This is a genomic window from Acetobacter sp., assembly GCF_047723915.1.
Taxonomy (GTDB): domain Bacteria; phylum Pseudomonadota; class Alphaproteobacteria; order Acetobacterales; family Acetobacteraceae; genus Acetobacter.
The window spans coordinates 24,555-40,500 of record NZ_JBDOBQ010000011.1; the positions used below are offsets into that span (position 1 = coordinate 24,555).

The 15,946-nt window shown below is 63.4% G+C and carries 14 protein-coding genes; 7 read left to right on the plus strand and 7 right to left on the minus strand.

Features of this window, described 5'->3' with window-relative positions:
* Positions 1-108 precede the first annotated feature (108 nt).
* Positions 109-321 (minus strand): heavy-metal-associated domain-containing protein, encoded by a 213-nt coding sequence (locus ABF990_RS07920; protein WP_415491003.1) that lies wholly within the window; start codon positions 319-321, stop codon positions 109-111.
* 154 nt (positions 322-475) lie between these two features.
* Here ABF990_RS07920 and ABF990_RS07925 point away from each other — a divergent pair, with 154 nt between their 5' ends.
* A complete protein-coding gene (locus tag ABF990_RS07925; RefSeq protein WP_415500699.1) occupies positions 476-1,132 on the plus strand; it encodes a hypothetical protein in 657 nt (218 codons plus the stop codon).
* Between the two features lie 57 nt (positions 1,133-1,189).
* Here the strand turns inward: ABF990_RS07925 and hpnR are convergent, their stop codons facing one another.
* Entirely contained in the window at positions 1,190-2,731 is a 1,542-nt protein-coding gene (gene hpnR / locus ABF990_RS07930) for a hopanoid C-3 methylase HpnR (protein WP_415500698.1), read from the minus strand.
* A gap of 266 nt (positions 2,732-2,997) precedes the next feature.
* Positions 2,998-3,420 carry a nucleoside-diphosphate kinase gene (ndk, locus tag ABF990_RS07935; RefSeq protein ID WP_415490999.1) on the minus strand — a complete coding sequence of 141 codons (423 nt, stop codon included), beginning with the start codon at positions 3,418-3,420 and terminating at the stop codon, positions 2,998-3,000.
* A gap of 134 nt (positions 3,421-3,554) precedes the next feature.
* Here ndk and ABF990_RS07940 point away from each other — a divergent pair, with 134 nt between their 5' ends.
* The 4 genes from ABF990_RS07940 to ABF990_RS07955 all read left to right on the plus strand — a co-directional run bounded on the left by ABF990_RS07940 (position 3,555) and on the right by ABF990_RS07955 (position 9,003).
* A complete protein-coding gene (locus ABF990_RS07940) occupies positions 3,555-5,447 on the plus strand; it encodes an ABC-F family ATP-binding cassette domain-containing protein (RefSeq protein WP_415500697.1) in 1,893 nt (630 codons plus the stop codon).
* 346 nt (positions 5,448-5,793) lie between these two features.
* Positions 5,794-6,888, plus strand: coding sequence for an AI-2E family transporter (locus tag ABF990_RS07945; protein WP_415490996.1), 1,095 nt, complete (start codon positions 5,794-5,796; stop codon positions 6,886-6,888).
* Positions 6,889-6,971: 83 nt separating this feature from the next.
* Positions 6,972-7,649, plus strand: coding sequence for a winged helix-turn-helix domain-containing protein (locus tag ABF990_RS07950; RefSeq protein WP_415490995.1), 678 nt, complete (start codon positions 6,972-6,974; stop codon positions 7,647-7,649).
* Positions 7,650-8,268: 619 nt separating this feature from the next.
* Positions 8,269-9,003, plus strand: a complete 735-nt coding sequence (locus ABF990_RS07955; RefSeq protein WP_415500696.1) for an SIMPL domain-containing protein — start codon at positions 8,269-8,271, stop codon at positions 9,001-9,003.
* Positions 9,004-9,149: 146 nt separating this feature from the next.
* Here ABF990_RS07955 and infC read toward each other — a convergent pair whose 3' ends face one another.
* The 4 genes from infC to ABF990_RS07975 form a co-directional block, all read right to left on the minus strand.
* Positions 9,150-9,686, minus strand: a complete 537-nt coding sequence (gene infC, locus ABF990_RS07960) for a translation initiation factor IF-3 (RefSeq protein ID WP_415491024.1) — start codon at positions 9,684-9,686, stop codon at positions 9,150-9,152.
* Positions 9,687-9,845: 159 nt separating this feature from the next.
* On the minus strand, positions 9,846-11,792 hold the full coding sequence (gene thrS / locus ABF990_RS07965; protein ID WP_415500695.1) for a threonine--tRNA ligase: 1,947 nt from the start codon (positions 11,790-11,792) through the stop codon (positions 9,846-9,848).
* 58 nt (positions 11,793-11,850) lie between these two features.
* Complete coding sequence (locus tag ABF990_RS07970; protein WP_415500694.1) at positions 11,851-12,807, minus strand: glycosyltransferase family 9 protein; 957 nt, start codon at positions 12,805-12,807, stop codon at positions 11,851-11,853.
* Entirely contained in the window at positions 12,804-13,790 is a 987-nt protein-coding gene (locus tag ABF990_RS07975; RefSeq protein ID WP_415500693.1) for a tetratricopeptide repeat protein, read from the minus strand. The genes ABF990_RS07970 and ABF990_RS07975 overlap by 4 nt, the downstream gene beginning before the upstream one ends.
* Here ABF990_RS07975 and ABF990_RS07980 point away from each other — a divergent pair.
* Together ABF990_RS07980 and ABF990_RS07985 are read left to right on the plus strand one after the other, a co-directional pair.
* Entirely contained in the window at positions 13,762-15,093 is a 1,332-nt protein-coding gene (locus tag ABF990_RS07980) for a glycosyltransferase family 4 protein (RefSeq protein ID WP_415506538.1), read from the plus strand. The genes ABF990_RS07975 and ABF990_RS07980 overlap by 29 nt on opposite strands.
* A complete protein-coding gene (locus tag ABF990_RS07985; protein ID WP_415490988.1) occupies positions 15,083-15,901 on the plus strand; it encodes an NAD kinase in 819 nt (272 codons plus the stop codon). The genes ABF990_RS07980 and ABF990_RS07985 overlap by 11 nt, the downstream gene beginning before the upstream one ends.
* The last annotated feature ends 45 nt before the right edge of the window (positions 15,902-15,946 follow it).

A 15,946-nucleotide genomic window follows, 5' to 3' on the forward strand; every position in this document is an offset into this window, starting at 1 on the left:
TGCGGCGGCAAAAAGCCACACCCGGGAGTGACGACCGGCCCGATCTTGACCTTCGGCCAAGACCGTCAGCCAGACCGCCTGCCTGCCCTGTGGTCGCCTGCCGCCGGTTCAGCCGACTTCGTAACCCGCGCCGCGAATGGCATTGCGAAGAGAGGAAACACCCGCCCGTGCGGGGTCATACGTGACCTTGACCTCGTTGATCGCCAGATTCACATCCGTGCTTTCAACACCGTCGATAGCGGCAAGGGCGCGTTTCACGGCGGAAACGCATCCGTCGCATGTCATGCCGTCAACCATAAAACTTGCCGTCGTCAAGGCCATTGCGTGTGCCTCCCCTTAAAGAATAAACCACCGGGCCACCGCTCCACGCCTGTCTGGCACCCGGCTTTCCATCCTTACATAGCGCATCCGCCCGCCCTTACGAAACCCTGAAATACCTGCCCCGCAGGCTGGTAGCGCGTGGTATAAAGCCGCCATGAGCCAACTTTGCACGCCACCCGGACCCGTCAGCACCTGGCAGAACACGCCTTTGCACAGGCTGATGCTGACCGCCCTGATCAACCAGTTCGAAAACAGACTGCTGACCGGCAGCAGCGCGACGCTGACAATCGAGCAATGGCTGCTCGACAACGGAATGCGCGCCTCCCTGCCCCTGCGGGCCGAAAGACATGGCTCCACTGAGCCCCCCTGCCCTGCCCCCTACCTGGATGCCCTGGGGCTGGGCGGGTCACAGGCCCAGACCCTGCGCTACCGCACCATACGGCTTGTGGCGGACGGGCGGGTTTTTTCCCAGGCGGAAAACTGGTACCGCCCCGACCTGCTGAGCGAAACCATGCGCCACCAGCTCGATACAACCGACATTCCCTTTGGCCATATCGTACGGCCTTTGGCGTTTTCGCGGCAACTGCTCCTGCGCGAGGGGCTGTGGTCCCCCCTGCCCGAAGGCTGGCAGCGGCACACCACGCTACCGCCGGCGACAGGCAACGCACTGGACCTGCCCGCCTATCTGTTCCGCCATGTGGCGGTGCTGCGCACGGGGGCCGGTATCCCGTTCAGCGTGGTGGTGGAAACCTACACGCCGGAGTCCATGCGTTTTGCACCACCCGCGCTGCCGGACTGCGCCACCCCCTGACGGCACCCGCGTCACCGTCAACACCACCGGCCCTGCACAGCGCAGCCCCGCAGGAGGTCAGGCCTCCGCCCCCATGCGGGTTTTATCGACAAACTGTTCCGTATCGTCATCCAGCGCGCGGGACCGCCGCCCGCCCGGGCCGTGAACATACAGGTCCTTGCGGTCGATCGAGGCCACAACGTCGGGCTGCACGGGCATAAGGTAGCGGGCGGGGCGCTGGTGGTCGGCCAGTTGCAGGTCGGGATTGAACACCGAATTGAACTTCCACAGCATTTTCACGAAATTGGTCTGGCCATTACGCAGCAGGCGCGCGGCAATACCCGCCGTGTCCCTGAGCGCCTGCCAGCCCATATGCTTGGTGTTGAGCACCTGCTGGGTTTTGACCAGTTCTTCGTAAAATTCGGGCAGGGGCAGCTTTGTGGGCAGCACGGCATGCTGGATATCGAACAGCCGGTAGTCGCGCGTGGTCAGGCGACGAGCCTCCTTGTGCCAGATTTCCGTGCCGGGATAGGGGGTTGTGACCGACAGATTGACGATTTCCGGAATTTCCAGACACCATTTGCGTATGGTCTCGAACCGCTCACGGTCCCAGGATGGATCGGCAATAATATTGATGGCCACGATCAGCCCGAGTGAGCGCGCGTAATCGAGTGCTTCGAAATTCTTGTCGGCCGAAACACGCTTGCGGAACTGCCTGAGCCCTTCCTCATCCACCGCTTCCATGCCGATAAAAATGTAGGACAGCCCGATTTCGCTCCAGACCTTGAACACCTCCTTGTTGCGCAAAAGCACATCGGCCCGGGTTTCGAGGTAATATTCCTTCCTGATCCCGCGTTTCCTGATTTCGTTGGCAATGGCCATGCCGTGTTCTTCATGCACGAAAGCCACGTCATCGACGATGAAGATCCCCGGTTCGGTGATTTTTTCCAGTTCGTCCGCGATCACCTGCGGGCTGGCTGTGCGGTAGGACCGGCCATAGAACGTCCAGGCTGAACAGAAGGTGCAGTCCCACGGGCAACCGCGCGCGAACTCGATGGACGCCGCCGGATCGAGCGTGCCGATGAAATATTTGTTGCGGTGGCGCAGCAGGTCGCGGGCCGGGCGCACGCCGTCGAGCGACTCTACAAAAATGGGGGATGGGCCTTCCCCCTCCAATGTCACCACACCCGGCACCTCCAGAATATCGCCCCCCGCCTGCATGGTATCCAGCAGCAGGCCGATTGTCGCATCCCCTTCCCCCTTGAGAATGCAGGTCACCGTGCCTTCGGCCAGCTCCAGCACATCCCGGGCGATAAACGAGACGGAATGCCCGCCTATGACCTGGCGCACCGTCGGTATGCGGTAATGCGTGGCCTGACACAGGTCGAGAATTTCGGGCACATTGGCCAGGTAGTTGCCGCCATAGCAGACCACATCGGGCTGAAAATCCTCCAGCATGGCCCAGTAGTCGTCATGCGTTTCAACCTGGAGGTCGATCATGCGCACATCGTGCCCGGCCTGGCGGGCGGCCCCCGCCACCAGTTCCAGGCCCAGGGGCTCCAGCCGCAGGAACACCTTGGTGTACATCAGGGCACTTGGATGAACCGCCAGAACTTTCATGACATTGCCTTTCTACCTGCGCAGACGGGCCGGACAGGTTCAGGATCGTGTCGGATGCCGCGCGCACTATGATCTTGGATGTGCTGCAATCATAGAAAGAGTCGGAAGGTCATGTCCCGCCCGGTCAGGCTGCACCACCCATGCACGGGCAACCCGTCCCGCGCGGGCAGCGGGGAAAAACAGCGACAAATCCTGTCGCGGACAAAAAAAGGGCGTCACCTGCATGGCAGGGACGCCCGAACCGTATCTTGAGCCGTCGGCAGGACTTACGGCAGAATTTCGGTTTCGGCGAAAAAGAAGCTGATTTCGTTGGCGGCGTTTTCAGCGCTGTCGGAGCCGTGAACGGAATTGGCTTCGATGCTTTCAGCGAACTGCGCGCGAATGGTGTGGGCTTCGGCCTTCTTGGGGTCGGTCGCACCCATGACGTCGCGGTTCTTGGCAACCGCGTTCTCGCCTTCGAGAACCTGCAGCACAACCGGGCCGGAGACCATGAAGGACACCAGGTCGTTGTAGAACGGGCGTTCCTTGTGAACGGCATAGAACGCACCGGCCTGTGCGGGGGTCAGCTGCACGCGCTTCTGGGCGACAATGCTCAGGCCAGCGCCTTCGAACACGGCATTGATCTTGCCGGTCAGGTTGCGGCGGGTCGCGTCGGGCTTGATAATGGACAGTGTACGTTCTTTTGCCACGTTAGGCTCCTTCATGAACTGGTCTGCCCGCCTTGGAACGGCGGATGATCACGCCCCATCTAGAGCATATCGGCGCGGGCTGGTAGGTACCTGGCCGCATGTAATGCACGATTCCAGCAGAAACGAGAGTTGCATTGAGCCTACTTGTCATCTCAGACCTGACCCTGCGCATGGCAGGCCGCCTTTTACTCGACCACGCCAGCCTGTCGGTGGAGCCCGGTCGCAAGATCGGGCTTGTGGGCCGCAACGGGGCCGGCAAATCCACACTGCTGGCCGCCATAGCGGGCGACATTGCCCCGGACGGGGGCGAAATCCGGCTTTCGTCACGCGCGCGCATGGCCCGCGTCAAGCAGGAAGCCCCGGCCGATGGCGCGTCCCTCCTGCAAACCGTACTGGCGGGTGATACGGAACGCACCACCCTGCTGGACGAGGCCGAACACGCGACAGACCCGCAGCGTATTGGCGAAATTCATGAACGCCTGCGCGCCATCCAGGCCGACAGCGCCCCCGCCCGCGCAGGGGCCGTGCTGGCTGGGCTGGGCTTCAGCGCCGAGGCGCAGGCCCGCCCGGTCTCCGACTTTTCGGGCGGGTGGCGCATGCGTGTCTCGCTTGCCACGGCCCTGTTCCTCGAACCCGACCTGCTGCTGCTGGACGAACCGACGAACCACCTCGACCTTGAAGCCACGCTGTGGCTGGAGGACTGGCTGCGCCGATTCGCGGGGGCCGCGCTGATCGTCAGCCATGATCGCGGGCTGCTGGACTCGTGCGTGGACGCCATCGCCCATCTGGATCGCGGCAAGCTGAGCCTGACCCCCGGCGGCTACGAGAATTTTGTTCGTATCCGCACGGAGCAGGCACTCCAGCAGGCCCGGCATGCCGAAAAAATCGCGGCCCGGCGCGCGCATATGCAATCCTTCGTGGACCGGTTCCGGGCCAAGGCCACCAAGGCCCGCCAGGCACAGGCCCGGATCAAGGCGCTTGAAAAACTGCCCGTGATCGAAGCCGTGGTGGAAGACGCGGCGACACAGTTCGCCTTTCCCCAGCCTGCCCCGCTGCCCCCGCCCATTCTGAGCATGAACCAGGCCAGCGTGGGGTATGATGGCCGTGCCGTGCTGTCCAACCTGTCCCTGCGGCTGGACATGGAAGACCGCATTGCCCTGCTGGGGGCCAACGGGCGCGGCAAATCCACCCTGGTCAAGCTGCTGGCCGGGCGACTGGCCCCCCTGAGCGGCACGGTGGAGCATAACCCCAGGCTGAAGGTCGGCTATTTCGCCCAGCACCAGACCGAGGAACTGCGCCTGGGCGAAACCCCGATCGATCATATGGCCCATGCCCTGCCGCGTGCCACGCCCCCTGTGGTGCGCGCGCAGCTTGCCCGCTTCGGGCTGGATGCCGACCGGGCGGAAACCCCGGTGGGCGACCTGTCGGGCGGGGAAAAGGCCCGCCTGCTGCTGGCCCTGGCCACGCGGGACGCCCCGCAACTGCTGCTGCTTGACGAACCGACCAACCATCTCGACCTCGACGCGCGTGACGCGCTTATTCGCGCTCTGGCGGAATTCGAGGGCGCTGTCGTGCTGATCAGCCACGACCCGCATCTGGTGGAACTGGTGGCGGACAGACTGTGGCTGGTGGGGGACGGAAAGGTTACACCCTTCGAGGGCGACATCGCGGACTACAAAAGCTGGCTGATCGAACACAACCGTGCCGCCAGCCGCCCGAAAACCGACACGGCGGCTGCGCTCAGCCGCAAGGATGACCGGCGTGAACGGGCCGAGGCCCGCAAGGCGCTGGCCCCGCTGCGCAAGATCATAAAGGACGCCGAAGCACGCCTGGCAAAACTGGCCGAAGAACGCCAGAAACTGGAGGCAAGCCTTGCCGACCCCAAGCTGTATGAACAGGGCAAGACCGCCGAGGTGACACGCCTGAACACGCGCCTGGCCGCAATCGGCCGCGAACAGGCGGAAGCCGAGGAACGCTGGCTCGCCGCCGAAACGGAAATGGAGGACGCACAGGACAGCGAGGGCTGACGGGTATTACGGCCCCGTTCGCACCTGCGAGATCCATGCCGCATGGCAGGTCCCGGCCCCGCCGCATCGAGCGTGGATGGAGCACGGACATGGGAGCGCATGACCCCTGCCCCCATCTTGCCAACCAGCCTGCCAACCAGCCCGCTGGCCTGCCTGCTGCCCTGCCCCGGCTTACATGGCCACCACCCTGCCCCGGCTTTCGAAAATTCTCTTCTCAGACGACCGGGGCAGGGCATAAGACAATGTAAAAGATTATCCTGATACAAACATTCCATGTCCTGCCCGCTACCGGGAACGGCATGCAGCCGTTATACGACGTGTCTGCTTCGTGAAAGACTTCTCCCGCATGGCTTCTGACAATCGTGCAGCGTCCCCCACCAGCCCAGACGGTGGAACCACAACACAGGCCCATTTTCTGCGCATTGCCCGCCTGACTCTGGGTGCCCTGGCAATTGGCATGCTCATCTGGCTGATGGGCGACGTACTGATGGTGATTTTCGCCTCGGTGCTGTGTGCCGTCGTGCTCTATGGCCTTGCGCGCATTCTGGTGCGCCACCTGCGCCTGTCCCATGGCTGGGCGCTGTCCATTGTGGTGCTGACCCTTATCAGCATGGCGGCTCTGCTGGTCTGGAACAGCGGCCCCGCCATCGCCAACGAAGCCGTGCGCCTGCAGGAAGCCCTGCGCCAGCAGGAAACCGCCCTGCGCGGCAACCTGCAGAATTCAGCCATGGGTCAGGTTATCCTGAAATACCTGCCGGCATCGCTGGGGGGCCAGCAGACCGGCGGCGATAACAGCCTGGCCTCGCTCGGGTCGCGCATTGCGGGCTCCATGACCGGTATCCTGGGCTCGGCCTTCGGGGCGATCGGCACGATTGTGGTGGTTCTGATCGCGGGGCTGTATTTCGCCATGGACCCCGCCAGTTATGCGAACGGGCTGCTGCGCCTTGTTCCGCAGGACAGTCGCCCCAAGGTACGCAGTCTGCTGCTGCGGGCTGGCAGAACGTTATGGGCCTGGGTTGCCGGGCAGGCGCTGGACATGCTGGTGGTGGGCACGCTCTCGGGGATCGGGCTGTGGTTCATTGGCGTACCGCTCGCCCTGGCACTGGGTGTTCTGGCGGGGCTGTGCAACTTCGTGCCCTATATCGGCGCAATCATGGGCGCTGTACCCGCCCTGCTGCTGGCCCTGTCGCTGGGCACGCGTGAAACCATTATGGTGGCGGCCCTTTATGGTGTGATCCAGTTTCTCGAAGGTAACGTTCTGGCCCCGTTCATTCAGCGCCACGCGGTGCAGATGCCCCCTGCCCTGACCGTGCTGTCCCAGACCTTGTTCGGCGCCATTCTTGGTTTTCCGGGGCTTATCCTTGCCTCTCCGCTGACTGCCGTACTGCTGGCCATTCTGGACGGGTTGACCCAGCCCCTGTCCAAAAAAGACCGGCTATAATCCGCGCGATATACAGATCGTGACAAGAAAGTATGGATATCGTAAGGTTTTCGTAACACTTGGGGGGCTCTAGAGGACGATGTATGCGTGTTCTTCTGGTTGAAGATGACCAAACCATTCGGAGCTTCATAGCAAACGGTCTGGCAGAGGCCGGCCATCTAGTCGAACAGGCATCGGATGGCAAACAGGGTCTGGCCCTGGCCAACGCCGAAAAATTCGATGTCATCATTCTGGACCGCCTGCTGCCCGGCGGGGTGGACGGACTGCATGTTCTGGAAACCCTGCGCAAAACCGGCCATATTACCCCGATCCTGCTGCTGTCCGCCCTTACGGATGTTGAAGACAAGGTGGCCGGGCTTAAAGCCGGTGCTGATGATTACGTCACCAAACCGTTTTCATTCGTGGAACTGCAGGCCCGACTGGAAGCGCTGGTCCGCCGCAACCGGAACGAAGCCCAGCCCCAGACCCGCCTTGCCGTCAGCGATCTGGAAATAGACCTGCTGTCGCGCAGTGTATTGCGCGCGGGCCGCAAGATCGACCTGCAACCGCGCGAGTTCCGGCTGCTGGAATTTCTGATGCGGCACACCGGGCAGGTCGTAACGCGCGCCATGCTGCTTGAAGGGGTCTGGGACTACCACTTCGACCCCCAGACCAATGTGATCGACGTACATATTTCTCGCCTGCGCCAGAAGATCGACAAGTCCTTCGACCGGCCTCTGGTCCATACGGTGCGCAACGCGGGGTATATTCTGCAGGAATGACGCAGAACTATCCCGCCCCTGTTTGCGCGACCTGCCTGTCAGCCCTGCTGCGGCACCGCATTTTTCAGCACGAACATGGGGGCGGTGCCTCTTTCAGCCCCGGACCGGGCTGAAAATAAAACAGCGATAAAAAAGAATAGAAATTTTAGGTGGCGCCTTTTTTAAACACTGGTTTAAACACTGGCCGTCCCCGAAGCTTTTTGAAAAAAGCTGCGCCAAAAACTTCCAGAGATTTGTAGAATATCTCATCGCTCGATGAGCGCGGCCTTCCGGGTCAGGCTGCCAGACAGGACCTTGCGCCGGATGAAAGCCGACGCGTCAAAAAAGCGTCAAAATTCGCCTGTATTATCAGGACCATGCGACGATGATCTTTGCAGCACGTTAAGACTGTATGGATCGTGTTTTGCAAAAAAGAATACCTGTCTACCCACGCGGGCAGGGCATATCCGTATTCACATCTACAGCACGACACCCCGGCCACCTAGCCCGACGACCCGGTTCAGTCACGCCCCGGCAGTCATACCGGAGATAACTGACGGCCAGTACAGGCAGTTCGAAGGCAGACGGGCCGGATGTGTGGATTATGCCCGATATCCGTAACCAGGGATGAATGATACCGATGTTTCAAACCCGCCGTTTTTCCAAAACCTTTTTGGGCTTTAGCCTGCTGGCACCCTTTATGGCGTCGGTTCTGGCTGGACTGCCCGTAAAAGCCGCACATGCACAGACCCCCACGGATGTCACCAAACTCGATATCAACGCCGAAGGTCAGGTGGAAGCGCCGCCAGACCGTCTGACCGCGACATTCCGTGCCCAGGCGCAGGACAAGAACGTGGCCACCGCACAGCAGGCCGTGAACGCACAAATCCATCAGGCGACAGAACAGGCCGCCAAGGTCAATGGCGTTACAAGCGCCGTGCTGGTTTACGGCGTGTCAGAAAGCCGCCCCGACAAGAACACGACACTCTGGACCGCGCGCCAGACATTGACGCTGGCCGCAGCGGACGGCAAGGCGTTGCTGCCCCTTGCAGGCCAGCTTCAGGGGAACGGGCTTATCCTCGAACAGCTTGAATGGTCCCTGTCACGGCCCCAGCGCCAGACGCTGTTCCTGCAGGCCGAAAAGAACGCCATAGCGGATCTGAAAAAACAGGCAGAAACCCTGGCAGCGGCTCTGGGCCTGCATGTTCTGAGGTTCGAGCATGTCACCGTATCGGAAGAGGATTCGCCCCGGCCGATGCCGGTCATGCTGATGGCGGCACGCTCCGCTGACGGGGCAGCGGCTCCCCCGTCCAGCACGGCCGAAACCCAGACCGTGCGGGCCAGCGCCAGCGCCACGGTGCTGCTGGCCCCCTGAGGCACATTATAAACGCACTATAAAAAAAACCGCTTTCCGGCAGGGTGCCGAAAAGCGGTTTCATGACAGGCAGGCGCTTGATCAGGCCACCGCGCTACTCTGCCGGGTCCAGAGCCCCGGCAGGATAAGCGCGGACAGCCCCACACTCAGCGGGGTGCGAGCACCATGATCATCTGCCGGTTTTCAAGCCGGGGCATCTGCTCGACCTTGGCCAGTTCGTCCATTTCTGTCCGAATCCGTTCCAGAACCTTGATCCCGAGTTCCTGGTGGGCCATTTCACGCCCACGGAAACGCAGCGTGACCTTGACCTTGTCGCCATCGCCAATGAAGCTTTTGACCGCACGCATTTTGACCTGGTAGTCATTTTCGTCGATGTTCGGACGAACCTTGACTTCCTTGATCTCGATGACCTTCTGCTTTTTCTTGGCTTCGTTGCGCTTTTTCTGCTGCTCGTACTTGAACTTGCCGTAATCAAGAATTTTTACGACCGGCGGTTCGGCATTGGGGCTGATTTCCAGCAGGTCCAAGCCCACACTGTAAGCACGCAACAACGCGTCGCGAACGGTCATGACGCCCGCCATCTCACCTGTTTCGTCGATCAGGCGGACCTGTGGCACGCGAATTTCTTCATTGACTCGCGGCCCTTCACGGCTGGGCGGCGCGGGGAACGGGGATCTGGCTATGGTCAGCTCCTGTGACTGATTACAAAAACAAACAGAAGCACCAAAGGGTGCTTCCGCTTAACGCTATTATGTGCGCAATTTTCCGCCGTTTATCAAGCAGCGTGAAAGAAAAACCCGGTCATTGCAGCAATGCCACAGTTCAGCAATGCGACAACGACCCTACACGTTTTCGCGCAGGGCGGGTTCGCGCAGATCGGGCGGGGTGGCTTCCAGCGCGAGCAGGGTAGCGGCCTCGGCCAGGGTCAGGTTTGTCTGGTCCTGGCTGCCCAGCCTGCGCATGGCCACTGTTTTTTCCTCGGCCTCGCGGCGGCCGACAACCAGAATGACCGGCACACGGGCCAGGGAATGTTCGCGCACCTTGGCATTGATCTTGTCGTTACGCACATCCGCCTCGGCCACCAGCGCCTGCGCGCGCAGGGTTTCAGCCACTTCCTGCGCGTAGGGGGCGGCGTCGCTGACGATGGACGCCACAACGACCTGAACGGGCGCCAGCCAAAGCGGGAACCGCCCGGCATGCTGTTCGATCAGGATTCCCATAAAGCGCTCGAAAGAGCCCAGAATGGCCCGGTGCAGCATGACCGGCCTGTGCTTGGCCGAATCCTCGGCCACGTAGCTTGCATCCAGCCGGTCGGGCAGGACCAGGTCGACCTGCAGGGTGCCGCACTGCCAGTCGCGGCCAATGGCGTCACGCAGCACGAACTCCAGCTTGGGGCCATAGAACGCCCCTTCGCCCGGGTTGTGTTCGTATTCCACGCCAGCTACGGCGCAGGCTTCCTTCAGGGCGGCTTCGGCCTTGTCCCAGACCTCCTCGCTGCCGGCACGCTGTTCCGGCCGGTCGGCAAACTTTACCCGCACATGCTCGAAGCCCAGATCCCGGTAGACCTCATGCAGCATCTGCACGAAGCGGACGGTTTCATCCGCGATCTGGTTTTCGGTGCAGAAAATATGCGCGTCATCCTGCGTAAAGCCACGCACGCGCATGAGCCCGTGCAGCGCGCCCGACGGTTCGTAGCGATGGCAGGCCCCGAATTCGGCCATACGCAGGGGCAGTTCGCGGTAGGACCGCAGCCCGTGGCGGAAAATCTGCACGTGGCACGGACAGTTCATGGGCTTGAGGGCAAGGGTCTTGTCCTCATCCTCCACCGTGGCGATGAACATATGGTGACGATACTTGTCCCAGTGGCCCGACGCTTCCCACAGCCCGCGATCGACCAGTTGGGGGGTACGCACTTCCTGGTAGCCGTGGCGGGTCTGCATGCGGCGCATATAGTCCTGCAACACGGTGTAGATGCGCCAGCCCTTGTGGTGCCAGAACACCTGGCCCACCGCTTCCTCCTGGAAATGGAACAGGCCCATTTCACGCCCGATCCGCCGATGGTCGCGCTTTTCTGCTTCCTCAAGCTGGTGCAGGTGGGCGTCCAGTTCCTTCTGGTCGCGCCAGGCGGTGCCGTATACGCGGGTCAGCATGGGGTTGCGGTGGTCGCCGCGCCAGTAGGCACCGGCCACCTTCATCAGCTTGAAAGCCGTGCCCACGTCCTTTGTGGTGCGCAGGTGTGGCCCCCGGCACAGGTCGAGCCAGCGGCCCTGCCGGTAGATCGAGATATCCTCGCTCTCGGGCAGGTCACGGATCAGTTCGGCCTTGAAGGCTTCCCCCCGCTCCTCGAAAAAGCGGATGGCCTCGGCACGGGGCCAAACTTCGCGCTCGAACGGTTCGGCACGGGCGACGATTTCGCGCATTTTCGCCTCGATGGCCGCGAAATCCTCGGGGGTGAAAGGCTCGGCTCTGTAAAAATCGTAGTAGAAACCGTTCTCGATGGATGGGCCAATGGTAACCTGCGTGCCGGGAAAAAGATCCTGCACCGCTTCAGCCAGCACATGGGCCGCGTCATGGCGGATCAGTTCCAGGGCCTCGGGGTCCTTGCGGGTAATGAACCGCAGGGCCGCGTCCTGCCCGATGGACTGGCGGATATCGCACAGCCTGCCATCCACCTCCATGGCAAGGGCCGCCTTGGCAAGACCGGGGCCGATCGCTTCCGCCACCGTCGTACCTGTCACCGGTCCGTCAAAACTGCGAACAGAACCGTCAGGTAAGGTGATAGCGGGCATAAGATCTGGCTCCGAGAAAATTAAGAGGAGAAAAGAAAAACGAACCTGCTTAATGGCGCTACCAGAGCGCGGCTGCAACCCTCTGTACGGGCAGGAGCGCCAAATCGCGCACCCACAGCACCCTGACCTGCTCCGGCATGTCGCCCATGGGGGCCGCGAGAGAGGGGTTACCCAGCCGCGAAAACAGCGCAAGGCACCGGCACCCCGTCATGGCGGCCAGGTGCAGAGGCCCCGTATCGTTGCCGACCGCTCCCCAGGCCTGCGCCGCAAGCCCCGCCAGGTCGGGCAGGGTTGTCTGTCCTGTCAGGTCCAGCGCGTCGGGGCATATGGCCCGGATTTCCGCCGCCAGCGGTTTTTCGGCCTCCGTACCCACAATAACGGGACGAACACCCCGCGCGTGCAAAATCCGGGCCAGTTCCCCGTATGAACCCGCGGGCCAGCGTTTGAGCGGCCATTGCGGGGAAGCCCCGGGGATCAGCAACGCATAGGGCCGGGGCAGAGTCATGGTGCCACAGGCCAGCAGCCAGCTTATGTCCGGCCGTGGAACAGTATCGAGTCCGGCCATGCGAAGCTGGTCGCGCTGGCGGGCATGGGTGTGCATGTCGTTACGCCAGGGATTGGCGTGGCTGAGGGGGGAGCCGGCTTTATGCCCGGACCACCCGGCCGGTCGCCCCGCCAGCCGGAAATACCGCGCGGTCCGTCCCGATGTCTGAAGGTCGAAAACACGGTCATAACCCCGCAGCCTGTGCCGCAGGGCCAGCAGGCCCCGCCAGTCCAGCCAGCTTGGCCGCGTATCTTCCTCCACCGTGTCGAACCAGGGCGACAAGCGCCCCAGCTCCATGAAAGGGCGGGTTGTCAGCAAGGTGATATGCGCGTGCGGATAAGCCTGCCGGATAGCCTGGAACGGCCCGAAGCTATGAACAAAATCCCCCAGCGCCCCCAGCCGGATGACAAGCACGCGCCGCACGGGCGGGGGGGCGCCCTGCCCTTCGGCCACCGGCCAGGATGCGCTCATGGCGAATCCGGGTCTGCGGCCATGACCGCCAGATCCTGGCGGGCCAGATCGCCCTCATGGCTGTCGGGGGCCAGATCCAGCACCTGCTGCCAGTCTTTGCGCGCGCCCGCCGGGTCGGCCTTGCGTTCGCGGATAATGCCGCGCTCAAGCAGCGCTGCCGGATTATTGGGCTCTTTCTCCAGCGCGTGGCTGACGGACTGCAAGGCGGCATCCAGTTGCCCAAGCTGGCGCTGGGCGGACGCCAGCAGCACGTAAGCCGACGGATCGACACCGGGAGACTGCGCAACAAGGGCCGAAAGATCGGCCACCGCCCTGTCGGCCCGGTTTTGCGCCAGCAGACTGCGGGCGCGGCTTATCAGCAGCGTCGGGTCATGCGGGGTCAGGGACAGGCCGTATTCTGCACTGGCCAGTCCGCGTCCCGCCTGCCCGGCGGAAAGCCACGCCTGCGCGGCCTCCCCCGCCAGCATGCCGCGCAGGGCGGGAGTTGCCAGCTCCGCATGGCTGTCGGCCGGGGCATGGGCCAGGTCATCCAGTTCCTGGGCGGCGGTGTCTTCCTCCCCCACGTTCAGCAGGGCCAGGGCGTGACAGTGCCGGGCGTCGCGCCCGCCGCCACCGCTCAGCCAGTCCTGTGCGTAATCGCGCGCGCCAAACGGGTCTTCACCCACCATGGCCATGCAGGCGGCAGTCGACCAGATGCGGCTTTTGCCCGCCCCCCCGCCATGCCCGCGAGAAACCGCCCCCGCGGCGGATGCCTGGGCCAGCAGCGCCGTGCCGGCCATGATACCCCGGATGGCCAATGAGAGCGAAAGCGTCGGGCGGGGAAAAAGGCTGCGGCACATACCCGTATCCATAGCAGAAAGCAGGCAATGCAGGTCAAGCAGGGACATCCCTCCCCCGCTGCGCGCCCCGCCCGCCGGTGGCGCAGGATCGGCAAAGCGTGATAGGCTGACACGCATGAGCAGTTCATCTGACCAGGCGGTCATTTTGCAGATTCTTCCGGCTCTGGACCAGGGCGGTGTGGAACGCGGAACGCTGGAAATGGCAGACGCCATAACCAGGGCGGGTGCAACGGCCCTGGTTGTCAGCGCGGGGGGACGGCTGGAGCCCCACCTGCGCCGGGTGGGGGCGCTGCATATCGCCCTGCCCCATTGCGGCAGCCGCAACCCGCTGCGCATGCTGCGCAACGCCCGGGCACTGGCCCGGATCATGAACGACCATCGCGTTTCGCTGGTGCATGCGCGGTCACGCGCGCCCGCATGGGTGGCGCGACTGGCCTGCCGCAAACCCCGCGCGGGCGGTGGGCGCACACCCCTTGTCACCACATGGCATGGCGTACACGCCCATGGCTGGCCGGGAAAACGCCTGTACAACGCCGTTCTGGCAAGTGGTGTCAGGGTTATTGCCATCAGCAGGCATATCGCCCAGCGCCTGGCGGCGGAGTACCATGTGGGGCCAGACCGGCTGCGGACCATTCCGCGCGGGGCGGACGTGCAGCAGTTCGACCCCGACGCCGTATCGGGGCAGCGCCAGCACCACCTGGCCGAACAATGGGACATACCGCCCGACCTGCCGGTCATTCTCATGCCCGGCAGGCTGACGCACTGGAAAGGCCAGGGGCTGCTGCTCCAGGCCCTGACCCTGCTGGCCCGCGCCCGACCGGAGCTGAAATGGTGCTGCGTGTTCGCAGGCTCCGAACCCGCAGGCACGCGCTATGCCCAGGAACTGGCGGCACAGGCGGCACAGGCGGGGCTGACGGACATCATACGTTTTGGCGGACATTGCGACGACATGCCAGCGGCCATGGCGCTGGCGGCCATGGTGGTCGTGCCCTCGCTCCGGCCCGAACCGTTTGGTCGCGTGGTGGTGGAAGCCCAGGCCATGGGCTGCCCGGTCATTGCCGCCCACCATGGGGCCGCCACCGAAACGGTGGACCATGGCGTGACCGGCCTGTGTGTACCCCCCAACGACGCGCACGCCCTGGCGGACGCCATTCTGGCCGTCCTGAGCATGCCCCCCGCCGGGCTTGAGGCCATGGGCCACGCCGCCCGGCGGATGGTGCTCGCGCGCTACACCACGCAGGCCATGCAGCATGCCACGCTGGCGGTCTATGACGAAGTGCTGCATACAGCGCTGGCTCCGGCCTTTGCCCGACTGGAACCCATGCGGAGCATGCCCGCCCACCCTGCCGACGACACGCCCGGCCCCCAACCAGCCCTCCAGGCAGCCCCTCAGCCAGCCTCCCGGCCCGCACCACCTTTTTTCCAGGACCATCACCTTGCGGGATAACACAACAAACCCCAACGCCCCTGCCCTGTTCAACCACCCGGTCCAGCGCCTTGCCTTCATGGCGGCGCCGACTGAGACCGCCCGCGCCGAACTCGACCGGCTGGTGGCCCGGTATGGCAACTGCCACCCCGGCGAGGCCGAGGTAATCGTGTGCCTGGGGGGCGACGGTTTCATGCTCGAGACACTGCGCGTGGTGCTGGAGGCGGGGTTCACCACCCCTGTATACGGCATGAACTGCGGCTCGGTCGGGTTCCTGATGAACCCCACCGACGAGGAAACCCTGCCCGAACGCCTCAGCCACGTTCAGGCCGCGACCCTGCACCCCCTGCGCATGACCGCCACCACTGCCCATGGCGAGGTTTTCGAAGCGCTGGCCCTGAACGACGTGTATCTGTTCCGCCAGACCCGGCAGGCCGCCAAGCTGCGGATCGATGTGGACGGATGCGTGCGCCTGCCCGAACTGATCTGCGATGGCGCGCTGCTGGCCACTCCGGCTGGCTCGACCGCCTATAATCTGTCGGCCCATGGGCCCATTGTTCCGCTCTCGGGCAACCTGCTGCCGCTGACCCCCATCTGCGCGTTCAGGCCGCGCCGCTGGCGGGGCGCACTGCTGCCATCGTCGGCGCATGTGACGTTCAACGTGCTAGAACACGACAAACGCCCCGTGGCGGCGGTGGCCGATTCGATAGAGATTCGCAATGTCATTTCGGTCCAGGTGCGCGAGGACCGCAGCATGAGTGTCACACTCCTGTTCGACCCCGGACAGACACTGTCCGAACGTATTGCTTCCGAACAGTTCAGCGCCTAGCCCACATCATGCGACAGGACACGCCCCCGGGCACCCGACGCAGCA

What these genes read in the sequence shown, in the direction of transcription:
- ABF990_RS07920 (WP_415491003.1), bottom strand. Translation starts at nt 321, where the DNA reads ATGGCCTTGACGACGGCAAGTTTTATGGTTGACGGCATGACATGCGAC.
- ABF990_RS07925 (WP_415500699.1), top strand. Translation starts at nt 476, where the DNA reads ATGAGCCAACTTTGCACGCCACCCGGACCCGTCAGCACCTGGCAGAAC.
- hpnR (WP_415500698.1), bottom strand. Translation starts at nt 2,731, where the DNA reads ATGAAAGTTCTGGCGGTTCATCCAAGTGCCCTGATGTACACCAAGGTG.
- ABF990_RS07945 (WP_415490996.1), top strand. Translation starts at nt 5,794, where the DNA reads ATGGCTTCTGACAATCGTGCAGCGTCCCCCACCAGCCCAGACGGTGGA.
- ABF990_RS07950 (WP_415490995.1), top strand. Translation starts at nt 6,972, where the DNA reads ATGCGTGTTCTTCTGGTTGAAGATGACCAAACCATTCGGAGCTTCATA.
- ABF990_RS07955 (WP_415500696.1), top strand. Translation starts at nt 8,269, where the DNA reads ATGTTTCAAACCCGCCGTTTTTCCAAAACCTTTTTGGGCTTTAGCCTG.
- thrS (WP_415500695.1), bottom strand. Translation starts at nt 11,792, where the DNA reads ATGCCCGCTATCACCTTACCTGACGGTTCTGTTCGCAGTTTTGACGGA.
- ABF990_RS07970 (WP_415500694.1), bottom strand. Translation starts at nt 12,807, where the DNA reads ATGAGCGCATCCTGGCCGGTGGCCGAAGGGCAGGGCGCCCCCCCGCCC.
- ABF990_RS07980 (WP_415506538.1), top strand. Translation starts at nt 13,762, where the DNA reads ATGAGCAGTTCATCTGACCAGGCGGTCATTTTGCAGATTCTTCCGGCT.
- ABF990_RS07975 (WP_415500693.1), bottom strand. Translation starts at nt 13,790, where the DNA reads ATGACCGCCTGGTCAGATGAACTGCTCATGCGTGTCAGCCTATCACGC.